13 protein-coding genes are annotated in these 16394 nt (G+C 42.7%); 9 read left to right on the top strand and 4 right to left on the bottom strand.

The annotated features are described in order from the left end of the window. Window positions 1–46: 46 nt before the first annotated feature. Both NFR98_RS07185 and NFR98_RS07190 read right to left on the bottom strand, forming a co-directional pair. Window positions 47–1306, bottom strand: coding sequence for an MFS transporter (locus NFR98_RS07185; RefSeq protein ID WP_251459884.1), 1260 nt, complete (start codon window positions 1304–1306; stop codon window positions 47–49). Window positions 1307–1424: 118 nt separating this feature from the next. Next, entirely contained in the window at window positions 1425–2258 is an 834-nt protein-coding gene (locus tag NFR98_RS07190; protein ID WP_104851635.1) for a DMT family transporter, read from the bottom strand. A gap of 239 nt (window positions 2259–2497) precedes the next feature. On the opposite strand from NFR98_RS07190, the gene NFR98_RS07195 reads away from it, so the two are divergent. Further along, entirely contained in the window at window positions 2498–3913 is a 1416-nt protein-coding gene (locus tag NFR98_RS07195) for an aminotransferase-like domain-containing protein (RefSeq protein WP_104851634.1), read from the top strand. A 182-nt stretch (window positions 3914–4095) separates the two neighbouring features. Here the strand turns inward: NFR98_RS07195 and NFR98_RS07200 are convergent, their stop codons facing one another. Next, window positions 4096–4296, bottom strand: coding sequence for a cold-shock protein (locus NFR98_RS07200; RefSeq protein WP_017552339.1), 201 nt, complete (start codon window positions 4294–4296; stop codon window positions 4096–4098). Between the two features lie 335 nt (window positions 4297–4631). Between NFR98_RS07200 and NFR98_RS07205 the strand changes: the two genes are divergently transcribed. From NFR98_RS07205 to NFR98_RS07215, 3 genes are all read left to right on the top strand, one after another. Beyond that, entirely contained in the window at window positions 4632–5831 is a 1200-nt protein-coding gene (locus NFR98_RS07205) for a beta-ketoacyl synthase N-terminal-like domain-containing protein (protein ID WP_017552341.1), read from the top strand. A 32-nt stretch (window positions 5832–5863) separates the two neighbouring features. Further along, entirely contained in the window at window positions 5864–7285 is a 1422-nt protein-coding gene (locus tag NFR98_RS07210; protein ID WP_237340694.1) for a sensor histidine kinase, read from the top strand. Window positions 7286–7739: 454 nt separating this feature from the next. Next, the gene (locus NFR98_RS07215) at window positions 7740–8069 is read left to right on the top strand and encodes a hypothetical protein (RefSeq protein WP_014097035.1); all 330 of its coding nucleotides are present in this window, start codon (window positions 7740–7742) and stop codon (window positions 8067–8069) included. 248 nt (window positions 8070–8317) lie between these two features. Here NFR98_RS07215 and NFR98_RS07220 read toward each other — a convergent pair whose 3' ends face one another. Further along, window positions 8318–9775, bottom strand: coding sequence for a PTS transporter subunit IIC (locus tag NFR98_RS07220; RefSeq protein WP_063613106.1), 1458 nt, complete (start codon window positions 9773–9775; stop codon window positions 8318–8320). A gap of 493 nt (window positions 9776–10268) precedes the next feature. Between NFR98_RS07220 and NFR98_RS07225 the strand changes: the two genes are divergently transcribed. The 5 genes from NFR98_RS07225 (at window position 10269) to NFR98_RS07245 (ending at window position 15999) form a co-directional block, all read left to right on the top strand. Next, window positions 10269–11264 carry a LacI family DNA-binding transcriptional regulator gene (locus NFR98_RS07225; protein ID WP_071452132.1) on the top strand — a complete coding sequence of 332 codons (996 nt, stop codon included), beginning with the start codon at window positions 10269–10271 and terminating at the stop codon, window positions 11262–11264. A gap of 204 nt (window positions 11265–11468) precedes the next feature. Further along, entirely contained in the window at window positions 11469–12188 is a 720-nt protein-coding gene (gene rpe, locus NFR98_RS07230; protein ID WP_017552347.1) for a ribulose-phosphate 3-epimerase, read from the top strand. Between the two features lie 53 nt (window positions 12189–12241). Next, a complete protein-coding gene (locus NFR98_RS07235; protein ID WP_071452131.1) occupies window positions 12242–13165 on the top strand; it encodes a ribokinase in 924 nt (307 codons plus the stop codon). Between the two features lie 404 nt (window positions 13166–13569). Continuing rightward, on the top strand, window positions 13570–15216 hold the full coding sequence (locus NFR98_RS07240) for a copper resistance CopC/CopD family protein (RefSeq protein ID WP_110134213.1): 1647 nt from the start codon (window positions 13570–13572) through the stop codon (window positions 15214–15216). A gap of 168 nt (window positions 15217–15384) precedes the next feature. After that, window positions 15385–15999: a YcnI family copper-binding membrane protein gene (locus NFR98_RS07245; RefSeq protein WP_014097042.1), complete on the top strand. Its 615-nt coding sequence runs from the start codon at window positions 15385–15387 to the stop codon at window positions 15997–15999. Window positions 16000–16394 lie beyond the last annotated feature (395 nt).

A 16394-nucleotide genomic window follows, 5' to 3' on the forward strand; every position in this document is an offset into this window, starting at 1 on the left:
TAGGCAAGTCTATTTTTTCTTTCCTTTAAGTGCTTTTTTGGGGATGCTATGGCTTATTTTCGTTTTCGAATGGGCGTGTGCCGTGGTTTTTCAAGTCACGATTACGTTCTGTAACCCATAACCATATTCCCCCTATAAAGATGGAAAATGCCAGTAATAAAAAGGGAATTCTATAGCTTTTAAAATAATCTACTAGAATTCCGAACAAAGCCGGCGAGATAACAATGAAAAACTGATTCAAAGTTAATGCAAAGCTCACGGTTAAACCGATAAAATGCGGGTTTGATTTTTCTGACACTAAAACAATAAATAAACTGAACCATCCCATTCCTAGAAATCCAAGCAGGAAACATAATAAGCTGGTGATCCATAAAGGAATAGAGGCTGGGAGAAATACCAAACAGGCTATACATATTACCGTTAACCAAATGGTGAGTTGTAATGGCTTGCTTCGATTTCCTTTAAATACAGTATCACTGATCCAGGCCAATATGACTCTTCCAACCATCCCTCCTACTAAGGCTAAACTTAAAAATAGCCCTGATAATTTCAGACCGAATTGTAACGTATTCGTGAGATAACTCATTAAATGGGCTACGATAATCAATTGTAAGGAAATCATCGTAATGCCAATAAAAAACACAGGATAAAGTTCAGCGTTGTTTTTTATTTTGTTTATTTTTTCCATGAACCCGTATTGCACTTTTGGATTCTTGTTCTCTTGCCGGTCTTTGTAAAAAATGAGAAAAATGAACCCACCCAAAATAGCCACTGTGGCTTGCGCCAAAATGGCTGCCGATAACCCATAACGAAAATAAAAGTAAGGTAAGATGGCTGAGGCTAGTGCTCCGCCAATGGGGATGCCTGTTTGGCGGATTCCCATTGCCAAACCTCTGTGCTGGTTAGGAAACCACTTTATAATTGCACTGCTTCCTCCTGGCTGTGCCGTTCCGTACCATATCCCTACAAACATTAAAATGATTAATAACCATGCATATTTGTCTGTTGTAGAAGCGATGAATACATTCATTCCGAGAAGGATTGATCCTGTTCCGACTATCCACTTTTCTCCATACTTATCCATCAGGTTTCCGAAAATAAGCATGGAAAAAATGGGGCCAATGTTCACTGCTGATACGATTAACCCTGTCTCGAACTGGGATAAGCTATACTGTTTTTGATAAAAAGTTGCCAATGGTCCCATCCCATAAGTGACAAACGTAGCACAAGTTTGTGAGAATGTTGCAATAAAAAGAATCACCCATTTATATGTATGATTTTGAGTCATTGGGCGCCGCAATATCATAAATATCTTCCTCCCGGTATAAAAGCAAGGAAAAGACTGCATGCCATTTAACAAGTAACTTTATGGACTTAAACCGCAGTATCATCCTGTTCCTTGTTTCCTTTAAAACTCGATAGACTTACCCCATTAATGCCAACGTTCCTCCTGCCAATGACAGGAACGCAGGGATTTCGCCTAACCAAATCCATGAAATGATAAGTGCGATCACCGGTGTCAAATAAAGAGAACTGGTTGCCTCGGAAGCTCCTACTATTGAAGTGATATAGGCCAGAGCAAAGTAGGGTATTAAGGTTGGAATAAGTCCCAAATATAGTACCGCATATGTCGATGATGCCGAAGCCCTTAATACTTCTCCGGCCAAACCTGGTAAAAAAAACAACATACATACGGCGCCAGCAATGATGGTATAAACAGTAAAAGGGAGAAAACCGTATTTTTTGAGATACTTAGATTGAAATACAAAATAAAAGCTTTCACCCAATGCTGCAGTTAAAATCCATAAAGCCCCTAAGGATAACTTGGCCAATGAATCATCTTTTCCAAAAGAAATCATCGCCACTCCGAGAAAGGCTATAACAGAACCAAGCCATCCTATTTTCGGTAATGGTTCCTTTAAAAACAATGCTGCCAAAATGGCTGAAAAAATAGGAGTAGTGGAAACGATTAAACTGGATTCCCCGGCACTAACGGAATTTTCCCCATAACTTAATGCTGTATGATAAACAGCGAAACCTAAAAATCCTAATAATAAAACAGCCGGTACATCTCTTAAATCAGGAAGTTTTATCTTTCGAACAACTGCAAAAACGGTCAATCCAATCGCACCTATAAATAAACGTAAGGCTGCAAGGTGGCCAGGACTATAAGATTGCAGTCCAAATTTAATCGCCGGGAAAGCCGATCCCCATAGCAGAACCGTAACACTATAAGCATATAATACTTTCCATTTCATTTTTTATGCCATTACCATCTGCTCTCCGGCAGGTTTAACACTTCGTACGATAAAATATTTGCAACTGGATACCGGCTCAATCCTTTACTCTGTAACTTGTTCATCATTTCCTCTCCTTTGTATGAATTGACAGATTGTATTGCATCTTTATAATAAAATAATGAGAAAAGGAAATCTTCAACCAATTTAAAGGAATAAAAACCAGCCAATTGGAATGTCAAATTCGGAGGGCTTATTTGATGGATAAAACACCCCTTTATCTTCAAATTGTTCATTTAATTAGAGAGAAAATTTCAAGAGGAGAATGGGCCGTCGGAAGTAAACTCCCCACCCAGCGGGAAATGGCAAAACAATTTCATGTAAACAGAAGTACTGTGATCACTGCTATTGAAATATTAAAATCTGAAGGATTAATTGAAGGGAAAACAGGCAGTGGCATATACATTGTCAATCATCCGTTGTCTTTGCTGACTGCCAGTTCACCCCCGGACTGGAACGAGCTTTCAAAATGGGCACTACATCCTCCCAGCGATCGTACTGTACAACTCATCAATGAAATGGAGAATCGAAAGGGGATCATTCAACTCAGTAAGGGAGAATTAGGGGTTGATTTGTTTCCTCACGCTGAAATTGCTAAAGCAGCCGAGAAGGTTTCTGGTTTGTTACATGAATTTGGTTACGGAGACGGTCTTGGGGACATCCATTTACGGAAAGAAATCAGCAAGAATCTTTTGAAACACGGTATACATGCCTCTCCCTCATCCATTCTTATCGTTTCTGGAGCTTTGCAAGCTTTAAAACTCATTTCAGTCGGTATTTTAAATAAAGGATCAACAGTCTTTATAGAACGCCCGTCTTATGTATATTCTATTAATTTATTCCGGGCTGCCGGCATGCAGTTGAAACCGATTCCTATAGTTAAAAATGGTCTTGATGTGGAGAACCTATTCCGGCAAAATATTAAGAACCACCGAGCTGCTCTGTACGTGAACCCGACCTTTCAAAACCCAACAACAACCGTGATGTCAATGCAGAAGAGACAACTACTGATGAAAAAAAGCCAATACTTTCAGCTGCCCGTGATTGAGGACGATATTTACCGGGATTTATGGATCGATGAACCCGCCCCGCCCCCTTTAAAAACATTTGATCCACAGGGACAGGTATTGTATATTGGAAGTTTTTCGAAAACAATTGCAGCCGGTCTAAGGATCGGTTGGCTGGCAGGCCCTGAAAGTGTAATAAAACGCCTCAGTGACTTAAGAATGCAACTGGATTACGGCTCCAGCTATGTGTCGCAAATGCTGGTATTAGAAATGCTCTCTTCGGGATTATACGATAAACATATGGAAAGGACCAGAACCCGGTTGAAACAAAAAAGAGATTTTCTATTACAATTGCTAAACCGGCATTTGGCAGATTATGCAACGTGGTCCAAACCTTCAGGCGGATTTTTCATATGGGTAGCTTTTAAAGGTAATATAGATACAAGAAAATTATTCAAGGAATGTTTAAACTCTGGCGTATTGATAAATCCTGGATTTATTTATGATGATCATCACCATACGGTTCGATTGTCCTTCGCATATCCGAGTTTTGAAGAAATGGAAGAGGGAATCCTGACAATGAAGGCATTACTAGCTGATTACGGTTAATCAAACATCAATGCTTGTGCTGAAAATTTGTGGGGGCTGTTTTTTATTCTGTTACAGGTGCCAAATGGCATGGGCGTCTTTTTGTTTCAGCTTCCTGCTACATAAGTGAGCGTGTTTTTGATTTTGAAGAAATAAAAAAACAGGCCCTCCTTATCAGAGCCTGTTTTTTATCATTTTCTATATTAAGCTTTTTCAACGTTTGCAGCTTGCGGTCCGCGAGCACCTTGTTCAACATCAAAAGATACTTTTTGACCTTCGTCTAAAGTTTTGAAGCCCTCACCTTGGATAGCAGAGAAGTGAACGAATACATCGTCTGCACCATTTCGTTCAATAAAGCCAAAGCCCTTATCTGCGTTAAACCATTTTACTGTACCTTGTTCCATTTATATTGCCTCCTGGTGTGCAACTGCACACAATGTGTTACTATCCTTGTCCAAGGTGGTCATCAAGATGAAAAGTCATTCACTATGCCATTCTTTACACCGAACAAAAATAATTCTTCTTTAGTATACCTCAGGCGGGAGGAGATTGCAACTATTTTTTAAAAAATTGTTGTAATCCATCCGCCTGTGCATGGATGGGCAGCTTTAAAAGAAATCATTTTCATGTAAGGGGCAACACAATTTGCAAAACCATTGTATTTTTTCAAAACAATAAATAAAAATGACCGTGTTTTTGCTATAATAGACAAGTAAAATACTCGATAGGTGGGGCCGTTATGAAAATAGTATGTACTGGGTACGGGATATTTGCACCAAATACGAGGAGCATTGATCAGTATTTGTTTAACTTGAAAAACGGCGTTTGTACATTAAAAGTGGTGGAGGGCATGGGGCCAAAAGGAGAATCAACCATTGCTGGGCTTATCCAAGATGAAGACCTGGAACAAATAGAAGCAGATGATAAACTAAAGCGCCTCCCGAAAGTAACAAAAATGGGGGTTGCTGCAGTAAAAGAAGCAATTGCGTCTTCCGGGCTGGATGTCCGGCATAAAAAAGTAGGCTTGTTTTTTGGATCATCCCTTGGTGCTACGGGAGAGAAACTGTACCAGGATTCCATCCACTACGCCAATCAAGAACTGTATCGAAAAGTATCACTCATCTTCTCCCACTATGCGAATTACCATAGTATCACGGCTGCCATTGGCCATTATATCGGGGCTAGGGGCGTCGAAAAAACGATTACAACAGGTTGCACATCCAGTTTGGAAGCAGTAGAAGATGCAATCCTTTACTTGAAAAGTGGAAAAGTGGATGTGGCCATTGTTGGCGGAACGGACAGCCCTATATGTAATGCGACGACTTATGCGTTTGCAAAAACAAAAACGATCCCGCTTAACCAGACGCTTGAAGAAGGCGCTGTGCCGTTTCAAAAAGGAAGCAAGGGGTTTGCAATGTCAGAAGCGGCAGGGGCAATCGTGCTGGAAAGGGAAGAAGATGCCGTTCAACGAAAAGCAGATATAAAAGGCGAAATAGTTGATGTCGTTTCCAATAATGATGGGATCAATATTTTTTCATTGGACGAATCCGGGGACCAAATGTTAAACGCATTAAAAGAAGTCACAATGGGAAGAATGCCGGATTACATCAACAGCCAGGCACTTGGCATTGAACTGAACGACCAAATCGAGCAGCGCTGTTCCAAACAGTTGTTTAACCATGAAGTTCCCTATACTTCAATCAAAAGCATGTATGGCAATCCTTTTGGCGTCATTGGCATATTACAAGTCATTTCATCGCTTTTAAGTTTGCAATACGGCTTTATCCCGCCAACAATCCGAACAACCAGACGCGGGTATGAAGAAATGAATATTATAACAGAGACCATCTATCGGGAGGTTCATGAAGTGGCCATCACCAACCATGGATTTGGCGGCAATAACGCATGTGCCTATATGAAGAAATACATCAAGAGTTAGAAAGGGGATGAGGTACTATCGTTATTGGGGTATTGATTTTTACGATAGGATTCATTCCGATTGTCCTGGCCGTGAGCATGCAATCATTATATAAAGAGTTAAAGCTGTCTTTGGTATTGGGATTCTATATGCTTTTGATCACGGCCTGGCAATTCGATATCGGCGTCCTTTTTCTCGGAAAAGTATTAAGCAAGGAAACGATCCTTGTTCTTTTTAAATTTCTTCGAGGCGGGACGACTTTTTCCATACCAGTTGTATATTACATTGCTTTTTCTATTATAAAAGGCCAGCCGACACTTCTGGCAGGACGGAAATGGCTGGACAAACTATCGAATGTTTTACTCAATCAAAAGGTTTTATATTTTTTAATTTTCTGGAGTACGGTTATTTATTTTATAAACTGGACAAGTTTAGGTACAAAAGACCTGTATGTGGCGCATAAAAATGGAGAAAATGCCATCTTTTTATTTCCTGAATACGGGCCGCTGATCTGGCTGTATATTTTACATATGGGCAGCTTCTTACTGTTTTTAATCCTTATATTTTTGATGACGAAAAGAATGGTAAATCAAAATATGAAAAGATTCTTGGCAAGGTTTAGCCTGTATTCCCTGCTTTTATACATATTCGGTTTTTTAAACTTCTCTCCTGAAACCGGCGGTATTTCCAGCAGCATCGGGGTGATCATTTTCTCAACCTTGATCGTCATGGAGTTCATAAAGTTAGGTGCCAATATAAAGGCGAACTATTATGAACTTATGGAAAGGCAGATGAAATTGGATTATACCGGCAACTTAGCCGGAAGTTTGATTCATGAAGTAAAAAATGCGAATCAAATCATTAAGGGCTTTTCCCAAATGTTAAATGCAAGCGCCGGTATGGATGAAAAAGATAAAGTTTATTTGAATATGATAGAAAAATCCTCTGAGCATTTAGATGACTTAGTAGATAACTACAAGACGTATTTGAAGTCATCTTCCACCACTTTTAAGAAAGAAAATCTGGAATCGATTATCAGGGAGTCTCTTGAGTTTTCCCAAGTCATTTTAACAGAACATCATATTGAAGTTGAACTGAAGAATTGTTATCATTCCCTTGATGCGTACGTCAATAAAGCAAACTTGAAACAAGTTTTTATCAATCTCATTAAAAACAGCATAGAGGCGATTCCTGAAGATAGAAAAGACAAGAGAATTGCGATCCAGATTGAAGTGGACCAGGAAATGATTATGATTCATTTTAAAGATACCGGCACAGGGATTGGGCAGGAACAATGGGAAAGTGTTTTTAACCCTTTTTTGTCGTTGAAATCTGAAGGAATGGGATTAGGCTTGCCTTATGTAAAAAAGATCGTTATAGAGCATCTCGGCAATATCCGGATCGTTGAAAGTTCAACGGAAGGAACCCATTTTCAAATTGAGATTCCACAAAACGGGATATTAAACATGGACTAGCACTTCGCTTTTGGAAAACGGGCCGGAGCCTGAAATGCGCGGCAACCGCCAAATCTGGCGGGGATTTCCATCGTATTGCCATCCAAAACGGCGGGCAACATAAAGTGTCCCGCCGTTTTTGCACATCGATTTTTTTCCTGCTTTTGCGCCCAGCAATGCTTATTGGCTGACCTGCTTCCGCAAAACCGTTTCTTTCTAACCGTGCTTTCCGGATGGTTTCAGCGCACGGAACAACAGCGCTCTCCCGCTGTTGCGGAAGACCTGATTGACTCAGGAATCGTAACGGCCATTCCAATTCCTTCCAAACCATCTTGTTTACTCATTATACTATACCGGCTGCGACAATTTTCCTATGAAAATACATATTACACTAAAAATATAGAAAAATCCCTGGCCGGCTTGGTAAAATAGTATCAGGGACAATTTTTGAAGAAAGTCATTGCTTAGAGGGTTTTTGGAAAAATGGCTTAAAAGGCGGGATAAGGAGCAAATCAGCCAGGAAAAAATAGAAGCACTTGTCGATGCCAAATTAAAAGCGCTTTTGGCTGAAATGGGCAAAACAAAAGCCGGGCAGACTGCCAGTGCGGAAGATTATTCACTGACACCTAAACAAACGGAATATGCGCTGTCACTCGTATATCAGTTGCGGGGCGAATACGAACTCGCCATCCCGCCTTCTGCATTAACCGTAAAAGATCTGAACCGGCTGATCGCATACCCGAAGTTTAAAAACAAGGGAATATTGGTGAATCTTGTAAAAAAGGGAGTGCTGCTATGGATATAGGAAAATAAGCCCTGCCGCTTCGAAACGCAAGCCGGCGGCAGGGGAGGTGAAGCGCTTTGCTGATGGGAGAGAACGCACGGACGGGAGATGGATGAAATCCCCAGTGAACGATGCCCAAGCCGTGAAACAAAGACGGTAAATTGTCAGCGTGCAAATATTTGTCTGCCGTTTGGGAAATTGATGAAGAGCCGCCCATAGCTAAAAAAGCCCTGAAAACCTCTTTCCGTTTTCAGGGCGGTATTTCTCAATTATTCCGCTTTAAGCACTTTTTTTACACTGGAACTTTGGTTTTGGGCGGATTGTGCTTGGATCGTCTCGTCAATGGCTGCGTTTCTTTTCCGCATTTGTTTATGGTACCAGGCAAACAGCAGGATGTATCCGGCCAGTGCCAGAATGGAAAAAGCAATAAGCTTCAAATCCAGCGTATTAGCTGCTTTCCCAAACAAGATGGCGAGCATTTTCTCAATTGGATCCGAGTCAACAGATGAGAAGAGTGCGCCTTTTGAAAGCCCTGCCGGAAAACTGTGCATGGCAATCGATGCTGATGTTAAGAATTTGGCAATGAGTGTTGCCCCCCAAAGGAACAATGGGATCATCACCGTTCCGATAATGGTCATCCGGATCACTCTTCCACGGGTAACAATCAAGAGTGCCGGCGTCAGCACCGTCAGCAAAATCCCTCCAAGCGGCAAGACGTGGTTTCCTGGTAAAAACATGGCTTCCACTAACAGAATCGGCGCAAGAATGTTGGCTACCGCCCAAACTTCTGCTCTTGGGGCAAGAATCGGCCAGTCAATGGCGATTAAAAGTTTTCTTCCGCGCAATCGCTTGCTCATGATTTGGGTAATCCCGTCTGATAGCGGGTCAATCGCCGGGGCAAACCATCCGCCGACAAAAGCAAACAATTCAAGCGAAACCCCTGCGGTAAAAGCAAGCGCAAAAGTATCTTTGAGAGATTGCTGCCCCAATAAACCGATGAAAATCCCGAGGTATGCACCAATCGCAAATTTGCTTCCCCAGAAACCGATTTTTTTATTGAGGGTTTCGGCATTAAAGTCAAACTTATCAATAAACGGGAGAAATTTGTCAATCACCTTGTTAAACACCATCGCAACTGGAGCGACTAACAATGACGGGTGTGCCGTTGTTGTAATATTGGTTTGGTCATAATCAAGGAGCTCATTAATAGTTGGTTTCATGACATCCGAATTGATCAGCATGAGCGCGTAAACAAATGCGACAAACAAAGTTGTGACAATCATATTGTTTCCGGAGTAATGCAAAATGAGCAATCCAAGAACGGAAATGTTCCAAATGTTAAACAGGTCGACATTTAATGTGCTGGTTGTCTTCGTAATCAAAAGAATGAAGTTTGTGATGAGACAAATAAAAGCAAAATAAAGTGTGTAAATCGATCCCCAGGTGATGACCGCGAGCGGCGCCCATCCTAGGTCGGTAATGCCAAGCGATACGCCGGTTGCCTTCACAAAGTTTTGAAGGGCCGGGCCGAACGCACTTGTCAATAATGAGATGACGGCACTCATACCTGTGAGCGCCAATGCCATCCGAATCCCGCCTTCAATGGAACGCGAGATGGATACGCCTACACACAAAGATAAAATGGTAATGATAAAAAACATCATGGCTGGTGCGCCTAAGTCTATAAAAAAGCGAAAACCTTCGTTTAATTTATCGACAATCATCATGGTTGTGTCCCTCCTTTTGCCTCGTAACCGGTTACGTAAACGAAACAAAAAGGATTGTCTATAATATAGCAAACTCCCAAAAAAAATTCAACCGTTTTCATAAAAGAAAATATATCCAAATTTCCTCTAGCATTTTGATCCCTTTTCTAAAAGGCAGCCTGCTTTGCGGAAAAATAAAACGGATTTCACCGGTCCAGCCAGCGTTGAACAGGCAAAAGCCCTGGTCTTGCCAACAATTCCGGCAGCTTTGGCCAAAATTTAGATGTATAGGGCGTTGTACGCAAAAACAGATTTAACATATAGAGATGGGAAATCAAACGTTTTTGCAGCTATCCTGATTATTGCTGGCAAATTGGATAAGTTCTATATATAGAAGAAACCGGGGAATATACGAAAAAAATGATTTTACAAAAAGAAACCGTTGACAAAATAAAGAAAAAGGCTTACATTAGTAACGTAATCGGTTACGTAAGACGAAAAGGAGTTTATGCTCATGGTAACAATACGCGATGTGGCAAAAGCAGCTGGTGTTTCAACGGCAACGGTATCCAGAATTTTGAACAATAAAGGCGAAGCCAGCCCGGAAACGATTGAACGCGTACGTAAAATTGCAGAAGAAATGAACTATAAGCCGAATACATTGGCAAAAAGTTTATCAAAAGGAAATACAAATTTAATTGCTTTGCTGATTCCTTCATTGGAAAATCCTTTTTTTCCGGAATTGGTGAAGGCGATTGAAGAAGCTGCCAATGCTTATGGTTACCATGTGTATTTATGCAACAGCGATGATGAACGGGCAAAAGTAAAATACTACCTGGATTCCGTTCTAAGCAGCTATGTAACAGGTGCGATTATTAATTCGCTGTACGTGAAAACAAAAGATCTCGATTTCCTGGAAAGCCGGGGAGTCCGTACCATTACCATCGACAGATCGCAGTCGGACCACCCTTATTCTTCCATTACAGTGGATCATAAAAAAGGAGCAAGACTTGCGGTACGGCACCTTATAAAAGAAGGCGGATGCCGTAAAATTGTCCATCTGTCGGGCCCGAAAGATGAAAAAAGTGCAAATGACCGTTTAACCGGCTACCTGGAAGTTTTAAAAGAGGATGGGCATGGGCAAGTGCCACAGGTCGTTTACGGGAATTTCAGCATGGAAAGCGGATATGAAGCAGTGAAAGGCCTGATAAATAGCGGAGCGTCCTTTGATGGTATTTTCAGTTCGAATGATGCCATGGCGTTGGGGGCCATCCGCGCCTGTACGGAAGCCGGGTTAAAAGTGCCTTCCGATATGAAAATCGTTGGCTATGATCATATCCAGTTTTCGCGGTTCTCCACGCCACAATTATCGACGGTTGACCAGCAAAAACATAAAGTAGGCCGGCTGGCGATTGAGGAATTGAACCGTTTAATCCGGAATGAAAACGAAAAACCGAGGAAATATGAAGTAAAACCCGAACTTGTTGTACGGGAGTCATCGGTTGATTGATAGCCGGCAGGGTTCCGGGGGATGGAGAGCTGCACCTTGATTCAAGGCAATTCCGTCCCATTTGTGAAGCAAAAAAAGGAAATGATGAGTCCGGGGCAAAGTTTTTAATTTTGGCTTCATGCAAGTGAGCGTTGCCCCTGTTTCGGTTTCCGTTTTAAAACGAAATACCCCCCATGGCGCGGGGTTATACGAGGAGTGAAGAAGATGAATAAAATAGGACCGTCTTTGATGTGTGCAGATTTGGGACGTTTAGCAGAAAACATAAAAGAGATGGATGAAGCCGGTGTTGATTTTTACCATCTTGATGTAATGGACGGCTTATTTGTGCCGAATTTCACACTTGGACCCGATTTTATCCGGACCGTCCGAAAGCTGACTGATAAACCATTGGATACACATTTAATGATTAAACAGCCTGAAAGATTCATTGATTTATTCGCTGACTGCGGATCAGATATGATCTCCATTCATGCAGAAGCAACCGATAATTTGCAGGGAGCACTTGCCAGGATCAAGAACAAGGGTTTAAAAGCCGGTGTTGCCATTAATCCAGCAACGCCGCTTGATGTGCTGGATTATGTCTATGACGTAACCGATTACGTTGTTGTAATGACGGTGAATCCGGGATTTGCCGGCCAGAAATTTATTCCGGCTGTGTATGATAAAATTGCCCGTCTCCATGAAACTATCACACGCAACAAATTTAATATTGAGATAGAGGTAGACGGGAATATCGGTGCATCTACGATTCCGGCCTGCAAAGAAAACGGCGCCACAATGTATGTGTGCGGAACAAGCGCCGTGTTTAAAAAGGAAGGCACGCTGCGGGAAAATGTGGAGCGTACGAGAAACTTATTAGACGCCCATGCTGCAGTGAACACGGCACCATCAGAAAAACGAAAATCAGCCGGCATATATGGATGAGGCATTGTGGCAATTGCATCATTAATAACGGACATACAGAGGAGGAACCGACAATGGAATTCGATGTTGTGGTGGTAGGAAGCATTAACATGGACGTTGTGGTAAACTGTGAAACTTATCCGAAATACGGGAATACGGAATTTTGCCAATCGATTAAAATGCTGCCGGGGGGCAAAGGTGCCAACCAGGCAGCCAGCGCAGCAACACTTGGCAAAAAGGTTGCAATGGTTGGTTCGGTCGGCAATGACAGCGCAGGCAACCAGATGCTTGAAAATTTGCGCAGCCGGGGTGTGGATGTCACCGGCGTTATGAAGACAGATAAAGCCGGAACCGGGACGTTTATTGCACTTGTGGACCAGTCAGGGGAAAACACGATGGTTGGCACAATCGGCGCCAATGAAGCATTAACCGGGCAAGATATTGAAAAAGCTTTCGCGAATTTGAAAGCGAAAATTTTATTGATACAAATGGAAACAAGCAAAGAGTCGATTTTAGCAGCCATGAAGCTGGCAAAACAACGCGGCATGTATGTTATTCTCGATCCGGCACCGGCTGGCGGCATTACACCGGAGGCTTTCCGATATGCTGATCTTGTACTGCCAAACAGCCAGGAAACGGAAGCGATCACGGGTATTAAAGTGACGGATAAAGAAAGTGCGCTGCTTGCGGCTCAAAAGATTCATGAACTCGGAGTCCCGAATGCCATTGTTAAAATGGGAAGCAAAGGCAGCCTTGTTTGTCAGCAAGGCAAAATCACTTTTGTCGATTCTATCCAAGTGCAGGCTGTGGATACGGTTGGGGCAGGCGACTGCTATGCCGGTGCCATTGCCGATGCGCTTATTGATACGGATGACCTTGTAGAAGCGGCTCGGTTTGCATCGGTTGCGGCTGGTATCAAAGTCTCCCGTGCTGGCGGACAAGACGCGATTCCGACATTGGAAGAAATAAAAAAATATCAAGGTTTGACAATCGGTTGAGAGGTCAAATCATTACAGGCATTGACAAATGATCCATAAAGGCAAGACCTGGTTTTCATGTGAAGGGAACCAGGTCTTTTGTTTTAAATTCTATCGCTTTTGATGGGCAGAATTGGAATGTGAAAAACGAACCAGAAAAGGAACGGCATTTACCGTTACAATACCCGTCACCTGTAAAGTGCCAAATGATGTTTGGCAGATTGCGGGGGATGGCAAGTACTTCCTTTTTCACAAACACTTGTTGAAAATCCTTCTCATTTGTAAATCGTGAAATCATGTATTAAGCTAATAGTGTCTTTCCTCGGGGAGCGGTCCTCTGGTATCTATTGCATTTTTCTAAGTATACGATGGATTTGATCGCGGGAAAATCGCGCGTATCTCATTTTGAAAGGAGGGAGGTTCATTTGAAGACTAGAAAGTATTTTTTATTTGCCGTTTTGCTCTTGTTTGGGGTGCTGATTTTACCTTCCATGGCGTCTGCGCATGCGTACATCGTAAAATCCAGCCCTTCTGAAAATGAAGTATGGAAAGCACCGCCGAAAAAGGTGACCATCCAATTTGATGAAAAAATCCAGCCCGTCAATTATTCCATTCAAGTATTTGATGAGGATGGGAAGCGGGTTGACCGGAAAGACGGAAGGATCAACTCCCGCAATGGGGCTGTTTTGGAATGCGGCTTGCGCACAAATTTGCCAAAAGGTACATATCAAATTCAATGGAAAGCGGTTTCCGGTGACGGGCACCCTGTCCAAGGCGTTATTCCTTTTCAAGTTGGATCCGGACATGAGGCGAAGCAACCATCCACTTCCGGAACGGAAACAGGGTATACGCCCAAAATCGACTTGATTTTGATCCGCTGGCTGCAATATGCCAGTTTTGCGTGTATTGCCGGCATGTTTTTCTTTTCCCTGCTCATTGTTCCGCGGGAGGCCGGCCACAATTCATATATAAAGAAAGCATCCGGCAAGATGCTGCAAATAGGTATTTTGTTCCTGGTTGTGGGCACTTTATTGAGTTTGCCTTTAACGGCGTCCATTGAACTGACGACTTCATGGCGCCATGTGCTTCATGCCAGCGTATTAAAAAGTTTCACGACAAGTACGGCTTTTGGGCATATATGGCTGGTACAGATGGCCCTGTTGCTGTGCCTGGCTGCTTTGGTATTTTTCCATTCAAAGACGAAAAATCCTGTTTTGCTTTTTGCAGCACTCGTTTCTGCGCTTGGATGGGTGCTCACTAAAGCGTTGATTGGCCATGCTGCTTCAGCCCCGCACCCCGTATGGCAGGTGACGCTGGATTTTCTCCATTTGCTTTCGGCAGAAATTTGGATTGGCAGCCTGGCCATGTTCGCCGTCTTTATGCCATTGGCAAGGCATGAGGATACAAAGCCGCATTATTTTCGGATGATCAGGGCATTTTCAAAATGGGGTATTGCCCTTGTCGTTGTGCTCGCTGTGACAGGCGTTTTGGGCAGCATCACCTATGTGCCAAACTTGCGATCACTCGTAACGACCTTTTATGGGAAAGTGCTGTTTGCTAAAATCCTGTTGCTTCTCGTGATGATCATGCTTGCCGCGTTAAATTTTTGGAACGGAAGGCGAAGCAGAAAAAAAGGACTTTTTGCATCCGTATCGGGTGAACTGGCAACAGGGATTGCCGTACTTGTCCTCTCTGTCATTTTGACAAACTTACCGACTGCGACGGCGGCACCCGGACCGTTCAAAGAAACGAAAACTGTCCACCAACAAGAAGTGACGTTCTCGGCTACTCCGAATGTGATAGGGGAAAATACATTTACATTGTCGTTGAAAGACCGCAATGGACGGCCGATAGAGCATATCGAGCAAGTGACATTAACTTTTACTTCGCTTGAAATGGAAATGGGCAGCGAGTCGAAAGTATTGAAAAAAGTCAAAGACGGTTACTACCGCGCAAAAGGAATGGATTTCAATATGGCAGGCCATTGGAACGTGCATGTCCACGTTTTGAAAAAAGATTTGAATACCATCGACACGGATTTCTCTGTTCATGTTGGCAGCCAGCCTGATTGAGGGAAAAAAGATCAGTTTCTCTGTATTAGGCTGGAACGTGCATGCCTAAGTTTTGGAAAGACTTGAACACGATTGACTTGGATTTTTCCATTCGTGTCGCAAGCCAGCCTGACTGAGAGGGAAAGACGGCGTTCAAAAAGTGGTTCCAATGAAAGGAGAAAAGGAAAAATGTTGAAGAAGTTTGCCAGAGTCGTGCTGCCGGCATTTTTCGGTTTATTTCTGTTTGCAGGTGTAGCAAGTGCCCACGTAACCGTGAGCCCGGCCACATCTACAACCGGCGCGTGGGAAACCTATACGATTAAAGTGCCGACAGAAAAAAATATTCCAACGACCAAAGTCACAATTAAAACACCAAAGGGCGTCGAAATTGAATCATATGAACCGGTGCCGGGTTGGACCTATTCAGCTGAAAAAGGTTCAGACGGAAAAACCAAGACCTTTACTTTCAAGGCTGATGGAAAAGGCATTTTACCGGGACAGTTCCAGCAGTTTACAATTGTTGCTACAAACCCGAATCGTGAGACCGAAATCGCCTGGGATGCGTACCAATATTACAAAGACGGCAGTATTGTCGAGTGGACGCAGGACAAAAACGGCGACAACCCCCATTCAATTACAAAAATAGTAAAAGGTTCGGACACCGGTCAAGCCCAAACCCATGATACAACAACCAACGACGACAAAACATCCGGCTCTTCATCCAACACCCTGCCGCTCATCTTGTCAATCGTATCGGTTGTGCTATCACTGGTTGCCTTGATCATGGCCTTTCGGAAAAAGTAATAATGTGCGCCGGTCATCGCTCAGGGTGGCAGGCGCTGTTTTCTTCCATGGATTGTAAATGGCAGAAAAGCGGTAAAGCAAAAGTTTCCCGCTATATATCACATATTTAAGTCCCGTTTTCGGTAAAACAAATAAGTGCAGGCGGAAAAGGTGGTAATCAGCAGCAGTACAAGGATCGCGTGAAAGGCTTAGGCGGTCCCCGTTTACAATATCCTGGATTGGCTACCCATTTCCTTAACAGAAACGGCTAATCGGGCAGATTCTGTTTATGTACGTGAGTCGTTCTAAAAAATTGGGAGATAAACGCAAAAATGAGTATTGAAAAACGAACGTTTGTCCTTTATAATAAAACTGAAAAATAAGAAAAGGAGTGCTGCCATTGGAACTTGTAATGG

It is taken from the genome of Weizmannia agrestimuris, assembly GCF_943193165.1.
GTDB lineage: Bacteria > Bacillota > Bacilli > Bacillales > Bacillaceae_C > Weizmannia > Weizmannia faecalis.